This is a genomic window from Exiguobacterium sp. s48 (genome assembly GCF_018617395.1).
In the GTDB taxonomy this organism is placed as follows: Bacteria; Bacillota; Bacilli; order Exiguobacteriales; family Exiguobacteriaceae; genus Exiguobacterium.
Window position 1 is genome coordinate 116,817 of the sequence record NZ_JACSKC010000001.1, and the last position, 22,116, is coordinate 138,932.

The window sequence follows — 22,116 nt, forward strand, 5'->3', positions numbered from 1 at the left end:
ATAGACGAAAGAAGGCGAACTATCATGAATCTCACGAAAGGACGTATCCTCGAATTCGGATTCGTCTTGTTCATGGCGGTCATGCTCGTGACATCGATTCTAGAAGAATCATGGTTCGATGCGAGTGTGGCGGGGGCCGGAATCATCTCTGGTCTCATCCCGTTTTTTATCGAAAAGACGTTCAAAACAGAGCTCGATAGCAAAATGAAGGTGGCGTATATCCTGTTCCTATTTGCCTCACAGTATTTAGGGTCGATCGTCGGATTGTACGGAAACGGTTGGTGGGATACATTCCTTCATCTCTTGAGCGGTATCTTTCTCGCATTCTTAGGATTCGACTTCTTCAGCCGGCTCGATGACGACATTCGGACCGAGATCCCGAAACGATTTTTATTCGTATACATTGTCGTCTTTTCAATGGCCGGTGCGGCTCTTTGGGAGATGTATGAATTCACATCCGACGTCGTATTGAACACGACGATGCAAGGGAACGGGAACGACGATACGATGGTCGACATCATCGCCGGGTCACTCGGTGGAGTGCTCGCTGCATTCTTCGTCGTGACGCTCCATCAACGGGAAAAAGCCAAACAAAAGAGACACATGAAAAAAAGTTCGTGATTCACGAGCTTTTTTATTTGTAATCATTCTAATCTTTTATTAATATCAATATTGTAATGATTATAAACAACGGGAGGCAATCATATGGACCAACATCGTCAACTAACTACGAACCAAGGCGTACCAATCGGGGATAACGCTAACTCCATCACTGCGGGTCGTCGGGGACCGACGCTTCTCGAAGACTACCAATTAATTGAGAAATTAGCGCATTTCGATCGTGAACGTGTACCAGAACGTGTCGTTCATGCGAGAGGGGCAGGGGCGCATGGTGTCTTCACTGTAAAAAATAGTATGAAACGATATACGAAAGCCGCCTTCTTGCAAGAAGAGGGGCAAGAGACACCTGTGTTTGCGCGCTTCTCGACCGTCATTCACGGTTTAGGTTCACCGGAGACGCTTCGTGACCCGCGTGGTTTCGCCGTCAAGTTTTACACGGAAGAAGGGAACTATGATTTCGTCGGTAACAACTTACCGGTGTTCTTCATCCGCGACGCGATTAAATTCCCAGACGTGATTCACTCGCTCAAACCGGACCCACAAACAAACCTTCAAGATCCGGACCGTTTCTTCGACTTCATGTCGCTCACACCTGAGTCAACGAACATGCTTCTTCATTTATTCAGTGACGAAGGTATTCCGGCATCGTATCGCCATATGCGTGGATCGTCCGTCCACTCCTTCAAGTGGGTGAATGAGTTCGGAAACACGGTGTACATAAAGATGCGCTGGGTGCCGAAGCAAGGTGTTCAAAACTTGTCGATGGAAGAAGCGGCGAAGATTCAAGCAGAAGACTTCAACCATGCGACACGTGATTTGTTCAACGCGATTGAGCAAGGAGACTATCCGGAATGGGATCTATATGTACAAATTTTAGACCCGGCGGACATGGATAACTTTGATTTCGACCCACTCGATGCGACGAAAGACTGGTTCGAAGACGTCATCCCGTATCAATTAGTCGGAACGATGACCCTCAACAAGAATGTCGACAACTTCTTCGCCGAGACTGAATCAGTCGGCTTCAACCCGGGCGTCCTCGTACCAGGGATTCAGCCATCAGAAGATAAGATGCTCCAAGGACGTCTCTTCTCATATTCAGATACGCAGCGTCACCGCATCGGACCGAACTATCTCCAACTTCCGATCAACTGCCCGTTCGCTCAAGTCGCGAACAACCAGCGTGACGGGGCGATGCCATTTAAGCAACAGACGAGCCCGGTCAACTATGAACCGAACCGTTATGAAGATGCACCGAAACCGAATGCGGACTATATCGAGACGCCGCAACCGATCACAGGCGTGACGGGTCGCCAGAAGATTGAGAAGACGAACGACTTCGGTCAGGCTGGAGAAGTGTACCGTCGCTATTCTCAAGAAGAGAAGGATGCGCTCATCTGGAACCTTGTCGCTCACATCAAAGAAGTTCGTCATGAGAAGACGGTTCTCCTCTTGATTTGCAACTTTTATCGTGCTGACCGTGAACTCGGGGAGCGTCTCTCGAACGAGTTGAACGTCGATCTCGCACCATTCTTGAACCAAATGTCGAAATAAACGAGTAGCCGCGGTCATGTACCGCGGTTTTTTATATGCAAAAAGACGTCCCTCTCATAGAGAAACGTCTCGTTCATTGTTGTTATTCTCCTACCATCCCGTCACCGTCACGGTCGTCCATATACTGGTACAACCAATGATCACGCGTGATCGGCATCTCGAATCCGGCGTTTTTTGCTTCTTTGATTGTCACTTGCCCGTTCCCGTCAACGTCGATATCGGATAAGTCGCGTTCCTCGACTGGATCCGTCGTCACTGCAGGAGGGGAGTCGTCCGTCAAATCGAGCGATTCGTTCACCTCTTCTGGATCCGCGTTATCATACGAATCCGTGACCGTGTTGCCGCGTACGGTATACGTATATTGATAGTGGGAAGGAATCTGAGTCGTTGTATTCGGATAGGTGATGATGGCTTCGAAGTTTTTCGCCCCGCCAGCCTTCCGGATGACATCTTCCATGAATGCCTGGTCGCCGTAACGGTTGAGTGCGCTGTTTTGTGGCGTGATGTTATAGGCGTTCGAGACACCGCCGAGTGAATCGGCGATGATATGGCCTTCGTCGAGGTTCGGGTCTTCGACACCTGGAACTTTCGCCTCGTCTGAATAGTAACGTCCTGAAGAATTGACGTCTTCGCTCTTATCATCCTGCAGGACAATCTCATCGGCAATCACGCGAACCAGCTGACCATGTTCGTTCGTGAACGCCCAGTACTCCCGGTCGCCGAAGCCGATATCGACGACGACATTTGCTTCACGATTACCGGATTGATCGCCGCCATCCACCTCGATCAACGTATAGCCATCAAATACATCTTCTTCCTGTTCAGGTGAAGGTGTCTCGGTGGTCTGTTCCTCTTGTGCCGGTTCCTCTTCAACAGTGTCCTCGGTCGACGTCGAGACACTCACATCGGCATCCGTACAACCGGAGAGAAACAGCACCCCAAGTAAGAATGGAATGTAAAATGGTATTCTTTTCATCTATATCGCTCCTTATTCGAAGTTAGGCTATCGTATTTACTATGTAGCTTATAATGATAGCATAAGAAAACAAGATATGAGCGTTCTCTCCTCAAAATGTGCTCAATGGATTCCTCTCATTTGTGGATTCAGAGAGCTTGTGCCAAGATTGAAAAAAGGGGGAAGAACGTATGAACGAAGTGATTGAGACCTTATTGAACCACCGTTCCGTCCGCGATTTTACGGACGAGACATTAACAGATGAACAAATCCAGACCATCGTCGAGAGCGCACAACGGGCATCGACATCTAGCTTCATCCAAGCCTACTCCATCATCGGGGTGACCGATGAAGCGAAGAAGAAACGACTCGCTGAGATTGCGGGCAACCAGTCCTATGTCGTCGAGAACGGTCACTTTTTCGTATTCTGTGCAGACCTGCATCGGCATGAAATGATTGGTGAGCTACAGGAGACTGAAGTATCTGCGACGCTTGAGACGGATGAGAAACTTTTGGTTGCTGTGATTGACGCGGCGCTCGCCTCACAAAATGCGGCCATAGCGGCAGAGTCGATGGGACTCGGCATCTGTTATATCGGAGGCATTCGGAACGACCTCTTTGCCGTGAAAGAAGTGCTCGAATTGCCGGAGCGGGTCATTCCGCTTTTCGGGATGGCAGTCGGTGTACCGGCTTCAGTCGAAGATCAGAAACCTCGTCTCCCGTTCCATCACGTCTACCATGAGAATACGTACGAGACGAATCCAGAACGCATCAAACAGTCCCTTTCGGATTATGATGCATTGATCCATGATTACTACATGGTCCGTGGCTCGAATCCGCGTAAGGATACGTGGACCGGACAGATGGGACGCATGTTGTCGAAATCGACACGTCTTGACGTCAAAGACTTTTTGAAAGCACAAGGCTATTTGAAGCAATAAGAGAAACCGCCGACAACTCAATGTCGGCGGTTTTATGATGTTCAATGTAGTTGAGCGTCGAGCCAATTCTTGTCAATGGCACCAAATTGTTTCGCGATGATCACGCCAGATTCATCGAGCACATACGTCGTTGGCATCGCTTGAATCCGATACGCATCACCGACTTGGCCGTAACGGTCATAGACGACGGTAAAGGCATCTTCGTATGGTTCGACAAATGAGACAGCGTTGTCAGGGTCGCGTTCGCTCGTCGTAGTGTTGACGGCGACAATCGTCACGTCGTCTCGTTTTTTCGCGAAATTCGCCATATCGGGCATCTCTGCACGACACGGCGGACACCAGGACGCCCAGAAGTTGACGATGACGCGCTGACCACGTAACGATGCTAAGTCGAACGTACTCCCATCGGTTCGCTGTAATGCGAACGAAGGAGGGATTTGTCCGATATTTAGCCCGGTCGACGCCGTCTCTCTCGTGACAGTTTGTGCCCCCTGTTCAGGTATGGCTACATTCACGACCGCGAGCAACACAAGTACACCGATACTGAGTTGAATCGCTTTTCTAGAAGGGCGAGCGAGAACAACGCTCAATCCGAACAGGATGGTGACGATTCCGATCGTCCACCATTGAATCTGTCCGACCGCATACGATTCGAATAACCAAATACTAGATGCACCGAATGTGGTCCAAAGAATGTTCCCACGAGTCGGTTGATGCATCCAGCGCCACGTCATCCTGAGTAGCAGAAGGATGAGGGTTGCACTCCATACATGAATCGGCTGATCTGGGAAACGCCAAATCGTTCCGTACATTGGAACCGCGAGCGTCATACCGAACCAAATGAAAAGGCCGCTCAGCACCCAATAGCCTAAAAGGTCTCGGTCGAGTCGATAGACGAACCAAAGGACAATAGCGGCCGCAATCCATTGAGACCAAGCGCCTCCCGTTGCATAAAGCGCGAGCGACAGGTCACGTGTCGTCAACAGACCAATGAAGATGGCGCTCCCTTTCCAGGCAAGAAAACCATAGAACCATGTGCCGATGACGGCTTCCCGTTGTTTACTCGTCAGTCCGCGAAAGCGAAAGATCCCGTAAAGGACGACAAGGCTTAGTAAAAAGATGAGTAAATCGAAACGAATGCTGAGTGGACCGATAGCGACCACGTCTTTCCCTCCTAAACAAAAGGCGCCCCTCTCGAAGCGGGCGCCATATTCCTAGTCAGTATAGCATTACTTGATTTGTTGAGCGTTTAAGACAGTCTTCATCGCGCCGTAGCCACCAAGGATGTTGTGGATATCTTTGTAGCCGAGCGATTGAAGGACACTTGCCGCCATGCGTGAGCGGACGCCTGATGCACAGTGGACCGCAATCGTTTGGTCTGTCGGAAGACCTTCGTGATCCCGTACGAGTTTACCGAGCAAGATGCGCTCTGCTTTTTCGTAATGGCTCGCGTTCCATTCGGTCGCGTTTCGAACGTCGAGGACGAAGACGTCACCTTTTTCAGCAGCATCGATGGCTTCTTCTGCCGTCACGTCCGTATACGTTTCCGTCAAGAGTGATGCGTCGAGCTCTTCGACTGGGACGATGAAGCGGAGGCGATCGAGACCGATTGATTGAAGATCAGTTTGTACTTGATCGACATCTTCCGCACTCGCGATAAGTGTGATGTCTTTGTCGAAGTTGACGAGCCAGCCTGCCCACGAGACGAACTTGTTGTTGTACGGGATATTGATTGTCCCAGGGACGTGTCCGTTCGCAAAGTCCTCACCTTTACGCGTATCGACGACCTGTGTATTTTCAACAAGTGTATCGAGACGATCTGTGCCTACGATTTCTGGGCGAGCGACTTCTGTCGTCACTTGAATGCCTTCTTTGTTCACTTTCTTCATCATGGCGAAGTAGTTCGGTGGTTCGGGTTGATCCGTCGTCAACTCTTTGATGAAGGCATCTTTGTCCGTCATTTGAAGGGCCCAGTTCGTTGCTTTCTCGTAACCGACTGTCGATGTCGGAATCGCGCCGAGCGCTTTCCCACAAGCACTACCAGCACCGTGTCCTGGCCAAACTTGAACGAAATCAGGGAGCGCCATGAATTTTTTGAGTGAATCAAACATTTGTTCCGCACCGATTGCCGTCGTTCCTTTCACACCGGCTGCTTCTTCAAGAAGGTCAGGGCGACCGATATCTCCGACGAAGACGAAGTCGCCTGTGAAGATCCCCATCGGTTGTGTCTGGTTCCGGTCATACAGAAGGAACGAAATGTGTTCTGGTGTGTGACCCGGTGTATGCATGACTTCAAGTGTCACATTACCGACTTTGAATGTGTCACCGTCTTTCACGAGTTGTGCATCGATGTCTTTGGCGAATGCGTATTTCCATGAAGCGTCGCCTTCATCTGATAAATAAGCTTTCGAACCTGTTCGCTTCGCGAGTTCGAGTGAGCCCGATACGAAGTCCGCATGGATGTGTGTCTCAGCTGTTGCAACAATGTTCATGCCTTCTTTTTTCGCTTCTTGAAGATATGGCTCGATGTTACGGGCCGGGTCGATAACGATCGCTTCTCCTGTCATTTGGCAACCGACCATATATGAAGCTTGTGCTAATTTTTCATCATAAAAATAACGTAATAACATGTGAAATTCCCCCTATGACTAAAATAATGGTTTTTATTCGACTTCGCCTTGCCAGCTCATCATCCCACCGTCGACGTTCGTGACGTCGAATCCAAGTGAGTCGAGATAAGCAGATGCGTTCATGCTGCGTCCGCCAGCTGCGCAAATAACGTGAATTGGTTTAGAGCGATCGAGCTCATCGACTTTTGCCCCGAATTCAGAAAGTGGTACGTTTTTCGCTTGTTTGATGTGACCGCCGGCATATTCATCCACTTCTCGCACATCAATCAAATTGAGTGATTCGTCCGCTTGGAGTAATGCTTCTAATTCAGTAGTCGTAATCGTCTTCATGAGTCTTTGATCTCCTTTTCGTGTGTAAGGTTTTATGGCAACGAGAATGTTTCGTTGGCTTTAATATACCCCCTAAGGTATAATGAGCGCAAGTGAAAAGAATTGGAGGCGAAAAAATGAAGAGAATTTCCTTATTTGTTGGGATTTTGGCTTTAATGGCGATTTTTATCTTTGTAATCACATCAGAAAAGGGTGAGATAGCGAAAATCGATGTTAAAACTCTACAAAACAAATTGGAAAACGAGGAAATAACACTCCTTGACGTTCGAGAAGTGTCCGAATACGAGGGGGGGCATATTGAAGGAGCGGTGAACGCACCACTTTCTTCATTAGATGCCAACGAGTTGCCGTATCCGAAAGACGAGCCGATCTACGTCATCTGTCGGAGTGGGAACCGAAGTGCTCAGGCTGCTAGCCGATTACAAGATGCCGGCTATACCGAAATCTATGATGTGTCAGGCGGCATGATGGCTTGGGAAGCTTCTGAATAAGAAGAGAATAAAAGGATAATGGAGGAATCGATATGGAGTTTGGGTTTATCATTACGATTTTTTTAATTGGTTTCATCGGGTCATTTATTTCAGGGATGGTCGGGATTGGTGGGTCAATCATCAAATATCCGATGTTGTTGTACATCCCACCACTCTTAGGATTTGCGGCGTTCAGTGCCCACGAAGTATCGGGAATCAGCGCCATTCAAGTGTTCTTTGCGACGATCGGTGGGATATATGCCTATCGTAAAGGCGGATACTTAAACAAACAGTTGATTTTATATATGGGTGTGTCGGTCTTGATTGGTAGTTTCATTGGTGGATACGGGTCGACGCTGCTATCTGAAACAGCCATCAATGTCGTTTACGCCGTTCTCGCGACGATTGCGACTGTGATGATGTTTTTACCGAAACCACAAGTGGACGATATGCCACTTGATCAAGTCCAGTTCAACAAGATGATTGCCGCAAGCTCTGCATTCATTGTCGGAGTCGCAGCGGGAATCGTTGGAGCGGCAGGGGCGTTTATTCTCATGCCGATCATGCTCGTCGTTCTGCGCATCCCGACAAAAATGGCGATTGCAAGCTCACTCGCCATCACGTTTATCTCGTCCATCGGGTCGACGTTCGGGAAAATCATCACAGACCAAATCGTCTGGGGTCCGGCGATTATTATGATTATCGCCAGTCTGATTGCCGCACCGATTGGGGCGAATGTCGGTAAAAATATGCATACAAAAGCGTTGCAATGGATTTTGGCGTTACTCATCTTGGCCAGTACCATCAAAATCTGGAGCGACTTAATCTCGTAAAAAAACACGATGCCATTTGTTTGGCATCGTGTTTTTGTCTTATTCCGCGAACGTTTTGCTTCGGAACATAAACGCCGTGATGAGGTAGAAGGCGATGATATGAAGGGCGACATAGAAAATCGAGAAGCCCATCGTCGCGTCCATCGCTTTCATGAACTCTGGGTTGACGTCATAGATGGAAAGATCCGTATGCAAGAAGACGATCCATTTCGCAAGCTCGGGTTTCCAGGCGACGAGAAGTCCACCGATGATACTCGAAGCGAAGTTCGCGAGCACCGTGAATCCGATGACGACCCCGACCGACTTGAAGACGACCGAGAACATGAGCGTCAAGAAGATGATGAAGATCGGTCCGCTCACACTGATGAGGATCGGACGAACGACATCCCATGCGACAGAGCCGTCTAACGTGAGCGAGAAGCCGAACGCGACGACTAAGATGAAAACAAATTGGAGCAACATGACGAGAACGGCCATGACGAGTTTCGACAACAAGATGCGGTCTCGGGAATATGGACTCATCAAGAGATGCTTCAACGTGTCAAATTTCAATTCGTTCCCAACCATCTCGGCTGTAAAGACGATCGTAAAGATACTTAGGAAAGCGATAGCGCCCATCGTTGAGAATTCAAAGAACGATGCCGCTTCCGGTGTCCCATCACCACTAGCTAATACAGCGTATACGATGAGGATGATTGCCGTATATACGCCTAAAGCAACGTAAGGCTTAATCGTGCGGCGCCATTTCATCCATTCATTGCTGAGTAATGAACGCATTGTTCGTACCTCCTTCTTTTTTCGTCAATTTCAAGAATTGTTCTTCGAGCGACTCGTGTTTCATGCCAATTTGATAGACGGCGATATCACGCTCGATTAATTGTTTCAGTAAGACCGGAATGTCCGTCTCCTGTCGCGGCACGATAAACGCCTCGGCAGATTGCTGGACGATCTTCACGTCATCGAAGGTGAGGGCGGCAACATCGAGTGCCTCATTCATCTGCTCTTTGGCAACTTTACAGAGGATGACGCTGTCTGCTTTCGTCTTCCCGTCTTCCACTGATTTGATTTGTCCTTGGTCGATGATGGCGAAGCGGTCGGTGATCAATTCCATCTCGCTCAACAAATGACTCGAAATCAAGATGGCGATTCCACGGTGATCGGCAAGGTGGCGTAAGTAATTTCGGAGGTCGGCGATGCCGGCTGGGTCGAGCCCGTTCGTCGGTTCATCCAAGATGAGTACTTTCGGATTATGCAGCAAGGCACGGGCAATCCCGAGGCGCTGTTTCATCCCGAGTGAGTACTGCTTGACTTTCATATCGAGCTTTCCGTCAAGTCCAACGAGCGCACCGAGTGCGTTCAAGTCGACTTTTTTCAAGTTCGGAATCAAGTTCATGGCGTGAATCAAGTTTTCACGACCGGTCATGTACGGATAGAACGCCGGATTCTCGACGATGGCTCCGATACGGCTGAGCGCTTCTTGGCGATTGTTTGCTACGTCATACCCATCGACCGTCACAGTTCCATGCGTTGCTGGCATGAGGCCCGTGATGATTCGGATGGTTGTCGTTTTCCCGGCGCCGTTCGGTCCGAGGAATCCGAAAATTTCTCCTGGAACGACGTCAAAGCTGACATTCGTCAATACCGTTGCTTTTCCCATTTTCTTATGGACATTTTGTACGGATAACATGTGGTCACCTAGCTTTCTATTAAGAGTGATAGTGTACTGCCTACATCCCCTTCTACGGCTTGTTTGAAATAAGGTTTCATCATTTTTTGAAATCGTTGAAACAAATTGATCATGACACAATTTATCGATAAGCAAAACTTATCGAAATAGTATGGACGAATTGTGAATTTGTAAGGGTCTTTCCGGCACGAAAGGTGTAGTATGTAGTTGAGCGTAAGAGGCAAGATTTGGTTTTGTTCACCAGGGTAGGAGAAGGGTGAACTGCTTCGGGCTACATGTTAAAATGAAAGCGTTCACAGATTGGACGTTTAGGAATGGATAAGGGGGATTTATTCAATGGGAGAGTCGTCGAATGTTCACGAGAAATCGCAGGCATTTTATGGTCCTAACTTAGGCTACATCATTGAACTGTACGAACAATATTTGGAAGACCCATCATCGGTCGATGAAGAGACGCGTCAATATTTTGATGAATTTGGGGCGCCAGAATCATCACCGACAGAAGTACCGGTCTCGGGTCCATCGTTTGATTTGGAGAAAGTCGTCTCGGCGACACGTCTCGTCAACGATATTCGTGCGTTCGGTCATAAAGCGGCTGATATTTATCCGTTAAAAGACCATCCGCGCGAACAGGAATTGTTCGAATTGTCACGGTACGATTTGACAGAAGACGATTTAAAACAAATTCCAGCTCGTCTTCTTTCCGACGATGCACCTAAACCAAACGCGAGTGCTCTAGATTTATTCCGTCATTTGCTCGATGTTTATACAGGGACGGTCGCTATCGAACTCCGTCATTTAGATGATATGGAAGAGAAGAAGTGGATCCGTCGCCAAGTTGAACAAGGTGCATTGAAGCACACCTTCTCAAAAGAAGAAAAAATTGAATTGTTCAAACGTCTTGCGGAAACGGAATTGTTTGAATCATTCCTTCATAAGACATACGTCGGACAAAAACGCTTCTCAATCGAAGGGTTAGATGCGATGGTACCACTTCTCGATGCGATGGTCGGAGGCCTTATTTCGAGCGGGTCTGAACATATCAACATCGGGATGGCTCACCGTGGACGTCTGAACGTCCTCGCTCACGTCCTGGGCAAACCGTACGAGATGATTTTTGCGGAGTTCCAACATGCACCGAACAAAGAATTGATCCCGTCTGAAGGGTCAATCGGCATCAACTTCGGATGGTCGGGCGATGTGAAATATCACCTCGGTCTCGATCGCAAAGTCGTCGAACAGCAAAAAGAAGTCCGTCTCAACTTAGCGAACAACCCGAGTCACCTCGAGTTCGTCGGGTCAGTCGTCGAAGGGTATACGCGTGCCGCACAAGATGATCGTTCTGAAAAAGGATCAGCTGTACAGCATGATGATTTGGCGGCATCGATCTTGATTCACGGAGATGCAGCGTTCCCTGGACAAGGAATCGTTGCAGAGACACTCAATATGACGAATTTGACGGGATATCGTACAGGTGGGACAGTTCACGTCATCGCCAACAATACGATCGGCTTCACAACAGACCCGAACGATTCACGCTCGACACGTTACGCAAGTGATATCGCTAAAGGGTATGAAATTCCGGTCCTCCACGTCAATGCGGATGACCCGGAAGCGTGTGTTGCTGTCGCGAAGTTGATTAGTGAATATCGCGCGAAATTCCATAAAGATATCTTAGTCGATTTGATTGGATACCGTCGATACGGACACAACGAAATGGACGAACCGATGAACACGAACCCGGTTCTTTATAAAGCCATCAAAGGACACCAGTCCGTCCGTCACGTCTATGCCGCACAACTCGAGGCAGAAGGCGTCATGACGAAAGATGAGAAAGCACAAATCGAGCAAAAGATTGAAGAGGCGCTGAAAGCAGCGCGCGACCTCGTTCCTTCTGAAGAAGAGGATGCGGATATCGTCTTGCCGGATGCGGTCCATAAAGGATTCCCGAAAGTCGATACGAGCGTGAAACGCGATCTCTTGACTCAATTGAACGACGAATTGCTTGATTGGCCGGAGGGCTTCGGTGTCTTCCACAAACTTCAAAAAGTACTCGACCGTCGCCGTGATGCATTCAGCGAAGGAGGAAAGATCGACTGGGGCCATGCGGAGACACTCGCATTCGCGTCGATTCTTTCAGACGGTACGCCGGTTCGTTTGAGTGGTCAAGATTCCGAACGTGGAACATTCGCTCAGCGGAACATCATGTTGAACGATGTCGAGTCAGGGAAGAAATTCTCGCCACTCCACCAGTTATCGACAGCAAAAGCATCGTTCTCGGTCTATAACAGCCCGCTCTCAGAAGGTTCGGTGCTTGGATTTGAATATGGTTACAACGTCTTCGCACAAGACACGCTCGTCCTATGGGAAGCACAATACGGGGACTTTGCGAACTCGGCACAAGTCATGTTCGACCAGTTCATCTCGGCAGGACGTGCGAAGTGGGGTCAAAAGTCAGGCCTCGTCATGCTCTTGCCACACGGTTATGAAGGACAAGGACCAGAGCACTCGAGTGCACGGATGGAGCGTTACTTGACCCTTGCAGGAGAGAAGAACTGGACAGTTGCTAACCTTTCATCTGCGGCACAATACTTCCATATTCTCCGTCGCCAAGCAGAGATGCTCGGTAAAGAAGAGATTCGCCCGATGATCATCATGACTCCGAAGAGCCTACTTCGTCATCCGCTCGCAACGTCCCCAATCGAGGCGTTCACGGAAGAGAGTTTCAAACCGATCGTTGAACAACCAGGTCTCGGTGAGAACGCGGAGAAAGTCGAACGTCTCGTCTTCTGTACAGGGAAGATGGCAATCGATCTTGCGGAAGCGGTCGGCAAGTCAGAAGAGTCACTCGACTTCTTGCATATCATCCGAGTCGAAGAAATCTATCCGTTCCCGGTACGTGAGATTCGTGACGTCATCAGCCGTTATCCGAATGCACGTGAAATCGTCTGGGTCCAGGAAGAACCGAAAAACATGGGGGCTTGGACATATATCGAGCCTCGTCTAGAAGCGGTCACTACGAACCGACTCGATGTTCGTTATATCGGCCGTCGCCGTCGTTCGAGTCCAGCTGAAGGAAATCCGACAGCTCACAAACAAGAACAAGCACGCATCATCCGTGAAGCACTTTCTCGTGACGTCGTCTCGAGCGGTGCAGGCACGAGCACATATCAAAAAGATCGTAAATAAGTTAAGGGGGAACTCATTGTGATCGAAATCAAAGTACCGGAATTAGCAGAGTCCATTACAGAAGGAACGGTCGCTACATGGCTCAAACAGCCAGGCGATCAAGTTGAAAAAGGGGAAGCCATCGTCGAGCTCGAGACCGATAAAGTCAATATCGAAGTCCCGGCTGACGAAGCGGGTGTGTTAGAAGAACAACTTGCTGGAGAAGGGGACACGGTTCAAGTCGGTGAAGTCATCGCACGTCTCGGTTCAGGTTCAGGTGGCGGAACGGCTGTCGCGACGAAGACGAAGACAGAAAACGCGACTGAAACGAAAACAGAAGCACCGACTGAGAAAAAGACGGAGTCCGTCGAAGAAGGCAAGAAAGTCGAGAAACGTGAAGAACATGTTGCCAGTCCTGGTAAAGGGCCGATTGCGACACCGGCTGCACGTAAACTTGCTCGTGAGAAAGGCATCGACCTTTCAGCCGTTCAAACGAACGATCCAATTGGACGCATCAATGTCCATGACGTTTCAAAACATGAAGAGAAACCGTCTGTGAAAGAGCAGAAGCCAGCGGCAGCAGCTCCGGCACCACAACCGGCTGCGAGTGGAAAAGAAGAAGAGCGCATCAAAATGACGCGTCGTCGTCAGACGATCGCGAACCGTCTCGTTGAAGTGCAGCAGACGGCCGCAATGCTCACGACGTTCAATGAAATCGACATGTCTGCGGTCATGGCACTTCGTAAACGTCGCCAAGAGAAGTTCGTGAAAGACAACGATGTCAAACTCGGCTTCATGTCATTCTTCACGAAAGCAGCGGTAGCGGCTCTCAAACGGATGCCATACTTGAACGCTGAGATCCAAGGCAACGAAATCGTCTTGAAGAAATATTATGACATCGGGATTGCCGTATCGGCGCCAGACGGTCTCGTCGTTCCGGTCGTCCGTGAAGCGGACCGTAAAAACTTCGGGGAGATTGAGAAAGACATCCTTCACCTTGCGGACAAAGCACGTAACAACAAGCTCGGATTGAGCGACCTCACTGGTGGTACGTTCACGATCACAAACGGGGGTGTGTTCGGTTCACTCCTCTCAACACCAATCTTGAACGGACCACAAGTTGCCATCCTCGGGATGCACTCGATCCAACTCCGCCCGGTCGCGATCGACGCGGACACGATGGAGAACCGTCCGATGATGTATGTCGCACTCTCGTATGACCACCGAATCGTAGATGGTCGTGAGGCAGTGACATTCCTCAAGCACATTAAAGACATGATTGAAGATCCAGAACAATTGTTGTTCGAAGCGTAAGAAGAGAAGATGCTCGCTCCTATCTTGGAGCGGGTATTTTTTTATGCCAGGTCTCAACGGAACCCTTTTTATGGAATTTTTGTATGGATATATATGTTATCCTTGATGAAGAACAACGAGAAAAGGGTGTGGGGACAGAATGAAACGGAACAAGACATTTTGGTGGGGTGGAATCATCGGACTTGTCATCATGGTGATCGCGGCCTATGCTTTCTATACATACTGTAGTGGACCGAATCCTAATGAACTCGACCGGGAACAAATGACGGAAGAAGACTACACACGAGCACTCGAATTGATTGACATCATCAAAGAAGAAGACCCACTCGGGCGCCGTCAAAATGTGACGCGCCGCATCAACCCACAGGAGACGACGGGACTCATCTTTGATGATCCCAAAAAGTTGAACAAAGGAAATCTTGTCGACGCGATGCATCTGATGACCCATCAAAAAATCTTAGCGACAGAAAAAGCGGGTGCCATCCCGATGACGCATGACAATCTAAAAGAGGTTCGTGACTATTTGGAGTTGCTACGCGATCAAAATAAAATTAAAAACGATGACTACCGTCAACTCGGAGGAATCATTGAACGATGGGAACAAGCCATCTTTGATGAGATTGACAAAGAACAGGACGTATTGCTAGAAGAGATGTATGCAGCCATCGGATTCTCGGACGGACTCGCGACACGTGCGGAAGAAGAGTTGTTCATTTTGAATAACTTTGGGGAGGAATACGTGTATACGATGGATTTGGAGTCGATGCCAGAAGAAGAGCAGCAAGAAGACGCGAATACGAAAACGGAAGAGTAAGCGAAAAGGAGTTCATCACGAACTCCTTTTCGTATGGGGGCCAGTATTCATTCGAACGACTCATGGAAGGAAAGCTGTTGTTTCCCGTTCGCTTTTGACCGATATAACGCGTCGTCCGCTTGTTCGATCGCGACATGGGGTGGTTCCGGTGGACTCCAAATGGATGCCCCGATACTCGCCCCGATGTTCACCGATGCGATGTCTAGCGTAATCGGTTCAGAAAGCTTAGCGATGAGCGTACTCCCGATCTCGAAAATCTCTTGAATTGAACGAAGACGTCTCGGGAACATGAGGAAGAACTCGTCTCCACTTAACCGGACGGGATAGACGTCATCGATTGTGAGTGCTCGTAACCGTTGTGCGACTTCGACCAATACCTCATCCCCGACAGCGTGACCATACGTATCATTCACTGCCTTGAAGCCATCAAGATCGATATAGAAGAAGACGTATGGCTCTTTCGAAGTGTGAAGTTGATTCAGCTGTTCACGTAAGGCGACACGGTTCGCGAGACCAGTCAGCGCGTCACGGTTCGCGAGCGTCTCAAAATGTACCCGCTCCGACTCAGACTCTGTCAGGGAGGTGACGAGCGACTCCAATGCGAATGCGAGGGACTCGATCTCTTCGATTCCGGATTGATGAGGGAACGTATTGGCTTTCCCTTGCTCCATGAGTGAAGCCGTTTCGGTGATTCGCTTCAACGGTCGCGTCACGACAGATGCGAGGAGCCAACCAAGGACAGCTGTCACGAACGAGGCCAATAAACCGATCCATAAAATTCTTGTTTTAAGTGTCTCGACCGGTGCGAATGCGACTGATGTCGGTTGACGGACGACGACGCGCCATCCAAGTCCAGGATATTCATCATACCCTTCTCCGATTGACATACCCGTCAGATAGTCCTGCCCATTTTCCCATTTTTTCACGGAAGACCCTTCTGTAAATGACACGGGCAGTGGTTTTCCAACCATGTCATCTGGACCGAGGAGAACGAGGTTGTCTCGTTCACTGACGACGAATAAATCCGTATCGTCGACTTGGTCATGAAGCGTTCGGTTGAAATGTCCGAGTACTTCTTCACCCCATGCCCAGCTTAAATGCGTGGCGAGCACTCCTTGAAATACACCGTCTTGAAGTAGCGGGACACTGATATCAACAAATTGGAGCGGTTCCCCCGTAGGATTCGGCAATAATTCAGCTAAGAGGACCGCCTCATGGACGTCTCCGATAAAGGGGGCATCTTGTGCTTCCAGATAAACCGGTCGTTCAGCAATCGATGCCCCTTCGAGAATCCCGTTCGTCGAAGCGACGACGGTCCCGTCTGGATCTGTTACGCCCATCCATGAGAAGGCGGGGATGTTCGATTGTACTTGATCGAGGAGTCGACGTGTTTCGTCTCGATCTTCTAAATCGAGGCCTTGTAAAAGTTGGACTTCTTGATAACGTGACCACATATAAAAGTCGAGTTTATCAGCCAATTGATGCGATGTCGTCGACAGGCGTTCCCCGATTTCTTGTTCGAGTGCGTCAGACGCCCGGTGACTGATGAGAGATGTGAGTGCAATCGTCAGTAAAAAGACGAGCGTGGCAATGCTGAGCGCCAATATAAGTCCGAGGCGCATCGTAAAAGTCTTGATCATGCGAGAAAAACCTCCTAAAGCTTGAATTGAAGAGAATTATGAAAAACGAGTCGATATCATGATAGGAGGAAGAGCTTCCGCTATAATGAAAGACGAGTCAAAATAGATAGAGGTGAAGAGAATGAAAAAGAATCAATGGTTGGTCATCATGACCGTCGTCGCGGTCGCGTTGATTGCTTTGGCGTTCGTCTTGCTCAATCAAGATGAAACGACAACGGTTGACCGAGGTGATCACGTATCGATTGAAGGACAACCGACACTCGGAAATCCGGATGCGAAAGTGTCCATCGTCGAATTTGGAGATTATAAATGTCCGTCTTGTAAACAATGGGGCGAAACGATTTATCCTCAGTTGAAAGCAGACTATCTCGATAAAGAAGATGTCAGCTTCAGTTATATTAATGTCTTGTTCCATGGACAAGAATCGATTTTGGCATCGCTCGCTTCCGAGTCGGTATACGAGCAAGATCCCGATTCGTTCTGGAAGTTTCACAAGGCGCTCTACGACGCGCAGCCAGAATCACAACAACACGACGACGTATGGGTGACCGTTGAGAAGCTGAAGGAAATTGCGAGTGAGACGACATCGGTCGACTTGGCACAGCTCGAGCAAGATCTCGGAGAAGATTCAACCGTCATCGAAAAAGTCAGCACAGACGATGGATTGGTGAAAGAAAATGGGATTCAGTTCACGCCATCGATTATGATTAACGGTGTGATGCTCGAGGACCCGTTTAATTATGAGCAAATCCAACAGTTGATTGAACAGGATTTGTAAAATGAAGACGTTTTTCGAAAAATACGGCCTGTATCTCGCATGGCTTGTCTCTTTGACAGCAACCCTTGGAAGTCTCTACTTTAGTGAGATTCGAGAGTTTGTGCCATGTGAGTTGTGTTGGATTCAACGCATCTTTATGTATCCATTGACAATCCTCCTAGGGATTGCCGTCTTTACAGACGATCGGTCAGTACGTAAATATGTGTTACCGCTTACTATCATAGGCGGTTTGGTTTCACTTTACCATTACTTGGTACAGAAAGTGCCAGGTTTTGCAGAAATTCAACCGTGTACACAAGGAGTTCCGTGTAGTGGTCAATATATCAACTGGCTAGGGTTCATCACGATTCCCTTCCTCGCATTGACAGCCTTCGCACTCCTTACCCTCTTCATGTGGAATATCAAAAAGCGATAAGGAGTTGGCGCGTGTGAAGAAATGGTGGATGATTGGTTTGATGACGATGCTCATCGTCCTAGCCGGATGCGGACAAGAGATTGAGGATCCGCTTAATTGGGAAGTTGAATCGTTCGAATACATGAACCAAGAAGAAGAAATGGTCAGCCTCGACGATTTAAAAGGGAAAGTGTGGATGGCGGATTTCGTCTTCACAAGCTGTGAGACAGTCTGTCCACCGATGACTTACAATATGACGAAGCTGAACGAAGCGCTCGAAGAAGAAGGTGTTGAAGACGTGCAGTTCGTTTCGTTCAGCGTCGACCCGACGGTGGACACTCCGGAGAAAATGAAAGCGTTTATGAGTGGCTATGACCTTTCGAAAGCAGATTGGCAGTTCCTCTCCGGCTACTCGCAAGACGAGATTGAAACGTTTGCCCAACAGAACTTCAAGGCGCTCGTCCGGAAGCCTGACGAAGGCACACAAGTCGACCACGGTACGTATTTCTATTTGGTCGACCAGGAAGGGAAAATCATCAAAGCGTATCCTGGTTTCCAAAACGTCCCGACCGAAGACATCATCAACGACATTAAAATCTTGCAGAAGTCTTAACAGAAGACCTGTTCCACATGCGGTGGGGCAGGTCTTTTGAGTGGGGAAACCTGATATACTTGAAAGACTAGGCCGCCACAATCAAGAGCACTTATTTTTTGAAAGATGAGCGAATCTGCATACTAACCGTTATATGAATGGGGCATGCACGCTATAATCAATTCAACGAACATGTAGAAAAGAGGATTTAGATGAAAAAGACGATGTTGCTCTCATTAGTCGGACTGGCTGCCGTCACCGGGACGGTCTTGACGCAGTACAAACCACTCGGACGTAAGCCGAAATCACTTCAATCGCCGAACCAGGTGAACGGGAGATTCCGTAATCAATACGAGACACCGATGAACTTCTCCGCAGAGGACATGGTATCGATGGCGCGTGACTATCGTGACGTGACGTCACTTCGTAAGCCTACCGAACGTCTTCCGATCGTACCCATCGATTTTGAGGAGAAGACGGGCTCGAGCTTCACGAGAATCTATTGGCTCGGTCATTCGGCGCTCATGGTACAAATGGACGGGAAGACAATGCTCGTCGATCCGATGTTTGGACGTAGCCCATCTCCGCTTCCGTTCGCAAAAAATGAACGTTTTAGTGAAGACTTGCCGTTCGACCTTGAGGACTTGCCTGAGATCGATGTCGTCTTGTTGACGCATGATCATTACGACCACCTCGACTATGGGACGATCCTTGCGATTAAAGACAAGGTCGCCATGTTCATCGTGCCGCTCGGTGTCGGCAGTCATTTGAAACGATGGGGTGTCGGGGCAGAGCGAATCGTGGAACGGGATTGGGGCGAGTCGTATGCGTTCGGGAACTGGACGTTCGTCTGTACGCCGGCGCGTCACTTCTCCGGTCGTTCGTTGACGGACCGCAACAGCACGTTATGGGCATCGTGGGTCGTCCTCGGTGAGACGGACCGGCTCTTCTTCAGCGGGGACAGCGGTTACGCTCCACACTTCAAGATGATTGGCGAACAGTACGGACCGTTTGACTTCGCCGCACTTGAATGCGGTCAATATGATGTACGCTGGCCAGACGTCCATATGCAACCGGAAGAGACCGCGCAAGCGTTTCACGATTTACGCGCCGACCAGATGATTCCGATTCATTGGGGGGCGTTCACACTCTCGTTCCATGATTGGTTCGACCCGGCAGAACAGATGGCGTCTCTTTTACCGAAAGACGTTCTTCTCACGCCAATGATTGGGGAGCGCATCACGCTAGACGGTCGGAACGATACGACGACGTGGTGGCGAGAACTCGAAGACGCAAACAAGCGATGACCTCGGTCACCGCTTGTTTTTGTTAAGAAGACATCTTCTCTGTGGCATCTTCTTCGATATGCAGTTTATGTTTACGTGTATAGACGAGGAACGCTGCGGTCATCGCAATCGAACTGACTCCGAACAAGACAACCATAAGCTGAAGTCCAATCAAGTCGAGGAAGAACCCCGTCACGAGAAGGACGATTTGGAAGATGATCCGGTCGAGCATGTTTCGGAACGAGAAGAAGCGCCCGTGATATTCTTTTGGCATCCGTGTCTGGAAAATCGTGACGGCCGTCGGGAAGAAGCAACCGACCGAGAATCCGAAGACGACGAACGCGGCGATCGACATGAACGGGATATCCGCAAAATACAGCATCAATTGTGCGACACCGATCAAAAACGAGAACGAGAATAAAATCGAGAACGCCGAGAACTTTTCGCCGATTCGTTTGATCATGAAGGCACCTGTCATGAAGGCGAGTCCTTCAGCCGTATAAATCCATCCTTTAATCGCTGTCGAATCCTGCAACTCACTAATGTTGATGACGAGTAAGTTGAACCCTCCGATAAAGAGGAGCGGGATGAGCGTCATGACGAGTGTCATGAAGATGACCGGGATCGATTTGATGATCGGGAAGACGTCTTTGAAGCCGCTCGACGCTTTCGCATCGATTTTTTTCGCGGACGGTGTCTTCGACTCATCGAGTTTCAAAAAGAGCGTCGCGACCGCAAGCAACAGATAAGCGACGAGCGAGAGCGCATAGACGTTACGGAGCGAGATGAGCGTCAAGAGGACACCGGCAATCGCCGTCCCGATGACACGTGACAACGTCGAAACGTTCATATGGACACCGTTCAAGGCGAGGAGCTCCCGTTCTTTCACGATGAGCGGAATCGCTGCCTGCAGGGCAGGGAAGTAAAAAGCGGCCGACCCTTGTAAGATGATTAAAAAGACGACCATCCACACGACTGAATCCGTTTCGATGGCGACGAACATGAAGAGCACGCTGAGCGCTCGGACAATGCTTGAGATGAGCATGATCTTTTTCTTAGAGCCTTGGTCGGTCAAACGTCCGGCGAGCGGACCGATGGCGACCCCGGCGAGTAAACCGATGGCGAGAATGACCGCTTTCACAAAGTCGGATGGAACGCGGTCTTGCATGAATTCCAAGTTCCCGATGATACCGAGCCATAGCCCAAGACCGGCGACGAATTCGCCCGTCAAGATGATCCAGACGTTCCGATTTTTCCACATAGATGTAGTCCTCGATTCTTATATGCTAATCACTATTATCAAGTAGTAGAGTGAAGAATACCACAAAAAAGAAGCCGAACGTCGGCTTCTTCATCAATCAAATATCACAGTTGTCGTCGGTACACGTCGCACCGTTCGAAAGGACTTGGATCGTCGGGTTATTCTCAGACCAGACTTTTTCGAGCACTTGCGTGAACGCTTCCGTCGGCTGAGCACCGGATACTCCATACTTGTTGTCGAATACGAAGAACGGAACACCTGTGATGCCGAGGTCGCTTGCGCGCTTCTCTTCAGCACGTACGTCTTCCGTATACACATCCGTCGTCAAGACGTCACGCACCGCGTCATGGTCGAGACCAACGCTTGTCGCGATTTCAAGCAACACATCATGATTCCCGATATGTTTTGCATCGACGAAATACGCTTGAAGCAACGCTTCCGATAATTCTTTTTCTTTTCCGACCGTCTTCGCATAATGCGTCAAACGGTGCGAATCGAGCGTACCCGTCACGACCATGTTCTCAAAATCATAGTCGAGTCCGACTTCGCGGGCTTGGGCAGCCACTTGCGCTGTCGTTCCTTTCGCTTGTTCAATCGGCATGCGATATTTCGTCGCGAGTGCCTCATAGATGGAGCGTGAATCGTTCGTCGGGGCGTTCGGGTCGAGTTCGAAACTCTTGAATTCGACTTCGACTTGGTCCGCTTGTGGGAACTGTTCGAGCGCCTCCTCTAGACGACGCTTACCGATATAACAAAACGGGCAGACATAATCTGACCATACTTCAATTTTCATCATAAATCCCTCCTAGCCTTAGTGTAGGAAATCTTGAATTCAAAGTACAGGAAAC

At 49.2% G+C, this 22,116-nt stretch carries 21 protein-coding genes; 12 read left to right on the forward strand and 9 right to left on the reverse strand.

From position 1 onward, the window contains the following. Nucleotides 1-24: 24 nt before the first annotated feature. Both KNO66_RS00610 and KNO66_RS00615 read left to right on the forward strand, forming a co-directional pair. Nucleotides 25-621, forward strand: coding sequence for a DUF2238 domain-containing protein (locus tag KNO66_RS00610; protein WP_214739461.1), 597 nt, complete (start codon nt 25-27; stop codon nt 619-621). Nucleotides 622-705: 84 nt separating this feature from the next. Next, a complete protein-coding gene (locus KNO66_RS00615; protein WP_214739463.1) occupies nt 706-2,175 on the forward strand; it encodes a catalase in 1,470 nt (489 codons plus the stop codon). 82 nt (nt 2,176-2,257) lie between these two features. Here KNO66_RS00615 and KNO66_RS00620 read toward each other — a convergent pair whose 3' ends face one another. Next, nucleotides 2,258-3,151: a DNA/RNA non-specific endonuclease gene (locus KNO66_RS00620; RefSeq protein WP_214739465.1), complete on the reverse strand. Its 894-nt coding sequence runs from the start codon at nt 3,149-3,151 to the stop codon at nt 2,258-2,260. A gap of 170 nt (nt 3,152-3,321) precedes the next feature. Between KNO66_RS00620 and nfsA the strand changes: the two genes are divergently transcribed. Beyond that, complete coding sequence (nfsA, locus tag KNO66_RS00625; RefSeq protein WP_214739467.1) at nt 3,322-4,071, forward strand: oxygen-insensitive NADPH nitroreductase; 750 nt, start codon at nt 3,322-3,324, stop codon at nt 4,069-4,071. Nucleotides 4,072-4,112: 41 nt separating this feature from the next. Here the strand turns inward: nfsA and KNO66_RS14970 are convergent, their stop codons facing one another. The 3 genes from KNO66_RS14970 to KNO66_RS00640 form a co-directional block, all read right to left on the reverse strand. Then, nucleotides 4,113-5,234 (reverse strand): TlpA family protein disulfide reductase, encoded by a 1,122-nt coding sequence (locus KNO66_RS14970; RefSeq protein WP_214739469.1) that lies wholly within the window; start codon nt 5,232-5,234, stop codon nt 4,113-4,115. Between the two features lie 66 nt (nt 5,235-5,300). Next, complete coding sequence (locus KNO66_RS00635) at nt 5,301-6,701, reverse strand: MBL fold metallo-hydrolase (protein ID WP_214739471.1); 1,401 nt, start codon at nt 6,699-6,701, stop codon at nt 5,301-5,303. A 33-nt stretch (nt 6,702-6,734) separates the two neighbouring features. After that, entirely contained in the window at nt 6,735-7,031 is a 297-nt protein-coding gene (locus KNO66_RS00640) for a rhodanese-like domain-containing protein (protein WP_214739473.1), read from the reverse strand. 116 nt (nt 7,032-7,147) lie between these two features. Here KNO66_RS00640 and KNO66_RS00645 point away from each other — a divergent pair, with 116 nt between their 5' ends. Together KNO66_RS00645 and KNO66_RS00650 are read left to right on the forward strand one after the other, a co-directional pair. Then, nucleotides 7,148-7,522 (forward strand): rhodanese-like domain-containing protein, encoded by a 375-nt coding sequence (locus KNO66_RS00645; protein WP_251128034.1) that lies wholly within the window; start codon nt 7,148-7,150, stop codon nt 7,520-7,522. A gap of 32 nt (nt 7,523-7,554) precedes the next feature. Beyond that, nucleotides 7,555-8,334: a sulfite exporter TauE/SafE family protein gene (locus KNO66_RS00650; protein WP_214739474.1), complete on the forward strand. Its 780-nt coding sequence runs from the start codon at nt 7,555-7,557 to the stop codon at nt 8,332-8,334. A 39-nt stretch (nt 8,335-8,373) separates the two neighbouring features. Here KNO66_RS00650 and KNO66_RS00655 read toward each other — a convergent pair whose 3' ends face one another. Then, the gene (locus tag KNO66_RS00655) at nt 8,374-9,111 is read right to left on the reverse strand and encodes an ABC transporter permease (RefSeq protein ID WP_214739476.1); all 738 of its coding nucleotides are present in this window, start codon (nt 9,109-9,111) and stop codon (nt 8,374-8,376) included. Next, the gene (locus KNO66_RS00660) at nt 9,089-10,021 is read right to left on the reverse strand and encodes an ABC transporter ATP-binding protein (RefSeq protein ID WP_214739478.1); all 933 of its coding nucleotides are present in this window, start codon (nt 10,019-10,021) and stop codon (nt 9,089-9,091) included. Before KNO66_RS00660 ends, KNO66_RS00655 begins: the two co-directional genes overlap by 23 nt. 336 nt (nt 10,022-10,357) lie before the next feature. Between KNO66_RS00660 and KNO66_RS00665 the strand changes: the two genes are divergently transcribed. The 3 genes from KNO66_RS00665 (at nt 10,358) to KNO66_RS00675 (ending at nt 15,317) form a co-directional block, all read left to right on the forward strand. Next, nucleotides 10,358-13,210: a 2-oxoglutarate dehydrogenase E1 component gene (locus KNO66_RS00665; RefSeq protein ID WP_214739480.1), complete on the forward strand. Its 2,853-nt coding sequence runs from the start codon at nt 10,358-10,360 to the stop codon at nt 13,208-13,210. Between the two features lie 18 nt (nt 13,211-13,228). Beyond that, a complete protein-coding gene (gene odhB, locus KNO66_RS00670; protein ID WP_214739482.1) occupies nt 13,229-14,503 on the forward strand; it encodes a 2-oxoglutarate dehydrogenase complex dihydrolipoyllysine-residue succinyltransferase in 1,275 nt (424 codons plus the stop codon). Between the two features lie 139 nt (nt 14,504-14,642). Next, nucleotides 14,643-15,317, forward strand: a complete 675-nt coding sequence (locus KNO66_RS00675) for a DUF6241 domain-containing protein (RefSeq protein ID WP_214739484.1) — start codon at nt 14,643-14,645, stop codon at nt 15,315-15,317. Nucleotides 15,318-15,364: 47 nt separating this feature from the next. Here KNO66_RS00675 and KNO66_RS00680 read toward each other — a convergent pair whose 3' ends face one another. Continuing rightward, nucleotides 15,365-16,957, reverse strand: a complete 1,593-nt coding sequence (locus tag KNO66_RS00680; protein WP_214739491.1) for a diguanylate cyclase domain-containing protein — start codon at nt 16,955-16,957, stop codon at nt 15,365-15,367. 121 nt (nt 16,958-17,078) lie between these two features. On the opposite strand from KNO66_RS00680, the gene KNO66_RS00685 reads away from it, so the two are divergent. The 4 genes from KNO66_RS00685 (at nt 17,079) to KNO66_RS00700 (ending at nt 20,028) form a co-directional block, all read left to right on the forward strand. Next, a complete protein-coding gene (locus KNO66_RS00685; RefSeq protein ID WP_214739493.1) occupies nt 17,079-17,735 on the forward strand; it encodes a DsbA family protein in 657 nt (218 codons plus the stop codon). Nucleotide 17,736: 1 nt separating this feature from the next. Beyond that, entirely contained in the window at nt 17,737-18,150 is a 414-nt protein-coding gene (locus tag KNO66_RS00690; RefSeq protein WP_214739495.1) for a disulfide oxidoreductase, read from the forward strand. 28 nt (nt 18,151-18,178) lie between these two features. After that, nucleotides 18,179-18,742, forward strand: coding sequence for an SCO family protein (locus tag KNO66_RS00695; RefSeq protein ID WP_214742344.1), 564 nt, complete (start codon nt 18,179-18,181; stop codon nt 18,740-18,742). A gap of 191 nt (nt 18,743-18,933) precedes the next feature. Continuing rightward, nucleotides 18,934-20,028 (forward strand): MBL fold metallo-hydrolase, encoded by a 1,095-nt coding sequence (locus KNO66_RS00700; RefSeq protein WP_214739497.1) that lies wholly within the window; start codon nt 18,934-18,936, stop codon nt 20,026-20,028. A gap of 22 nt (nt 20,029-20,050) precedes the next feature. On the opposite strand, the gene KNO66_RS00705 is transcribed toward KNO66_RS00700, so the two are convergent. Both KNO66_RS00705 and KNO66_RS00710 read right to left on the reverse strand, forming a co-directional pair. Next, a complete protein-coding gene (locus KNO66_RS00705; protein ID WP_214739499.1) occupies nt 20,051-21,268 on the reverse strand; it encodes an MFS transporter in 1,218 nt (405 codons plus the stop codon). A gap of 97 nt (nt 21,269-21,365) precedes the next feature. Continuing rightward, a complete protein-coding gene (locus KNO66_RS00710) occupies nt 21,366-22,061 on the reverse strand; it encodes a DsbA family oxidoreductase (RefSeq protein ID WP_214739501.1) in 696 nt (231 codons plus the stop codon). Between the last annotated feature and the right edge of the window lie 55 nt (nt 22,062-22,116).

Coding starts and splice junctions, on each gene's coding strand:
- KNO66_RS00610 (WP_214739461.1), top strand. CDS start 25: ATGAATCTCACGAAAGGACGTATCCTCGAATTCGGATTCGTCTTGTTC.
- KNO66_RS00615 (WP_214739463.1), top strand. CDS start 706: ATGGACCAACATCGTCAACTAACTACGAACCAAGGCGTACCAATCGGG.
- KNO66_RS00620 (WP_214739465.1), bottom strand. CDS start 3,151: ATGAAAAGAATACCATTTTACATTCCATTCTTACTTGGGGTGCTGTTT.
- nfsA (WP_214739467.1), top strand. CDS start 3,322: ATGAACGAAGTGATTGAGACCTTATTGAACCACCGTTCCGTCCGCGAT.
- KNO66_RS00635 (WP_214739471.1), bottom strand. CDS start 6,701: ATGTTATTACGTTATTTTTATGATGAAAAATTAGCACAAGCTTCATAT.
- KNO66_RS00640 (WP_214739473.1), bottom strand. CDS start 7,031: ATGAAGACGATTACGACTACTGAATTAGAAGCATTACTCCAAGCGGAC.
- KNO66_RS00645 (WP_251128034.1), top strand. CDS start 7,148: ATGAAGAGAATTTCCTTATTTGTTGGGATTTTGGCTTTAATGGCGATT.
- KNO66_RS00650 (WP_214739474.1), top strand. CDS start 7,555: ATGGAGTTTGGGTTTATCATTACGATTTTTTTAATTGGTTTCATCGGG.
- KNO66_RS00655 (WP_214739476.1), bottom strand. CDS start 9,111: ATGCGTTCATTACTCAGCAATGAATGGATGAAATGGCGCCGCACGATT.
- KNO66_RS00660 (WP_214739478.1), bottom strand. CDS start 10,021: ATGTTATCCGTACAAAATGTCCATAAGAAAATGGGAAAAGCAACGGTA.
- KNO66_RS00665 (WP_214739480.1), top strand. CDS start 10,358: ATGGGAGAGTCGTCGAATGTTCACGAGAAATCGCAGGCATTTTATGGT.
- KNO66_RS00675 (WP_214739484.1), top strand. CDS start 14,643: ATGAAACGGAACAAGACATTTTGGTGGGGTGGAATCATCGGACTTGTC.
- KNO66_RS00680 (WP_214739491.1), bottom strand. CDS start 16,957: ATGATCAAGACTTTTACGATGCGCCTCGGACTTATATTGGCGCTCAGC.
- KNO66_RS00685 (WP_214739493.1), top strand. CDS start 17,079: ATGAAAAAGAATCAATGGTTGGTCATCATGACCGTCGTCGCGGTCGCG.
- KNO66_RS00690 (WP_214739495.1), top strand. CDS start 17,737: ATGAAGACGTTTTTCGAAAAATACGGCCTGTATCTCGCATGGCTTGTC.
- KNO66_RS00695 (WP_214742344.1), top strand. CDS start 18,179: ATGATTGGTTTGATGACGATGCTCATCGTCCTAGCCGGATGCGGACAA.
- KNO66_RS00700 (WP_214739497.1), top strand. CDS start 18,934: ATGAAAAAGACGATGTTGCTCTCATTAGTCGGACTGGCTGCCGTCACC.
- KNO66_RS00705 (WP_214739499.1), bottom strand. CDS start 21,268: ATGTGGAAAAATCGGAACGTCTGGATCATCTTGACGGGCGAATTCGTC.
- KNO66_RS00710 (WP_214739501.1), bottom strand. CDS start 22,061: ATGAAAATTGAAGTATGGTCAGATTATGTCTGCCCGTTTTGTTATATC.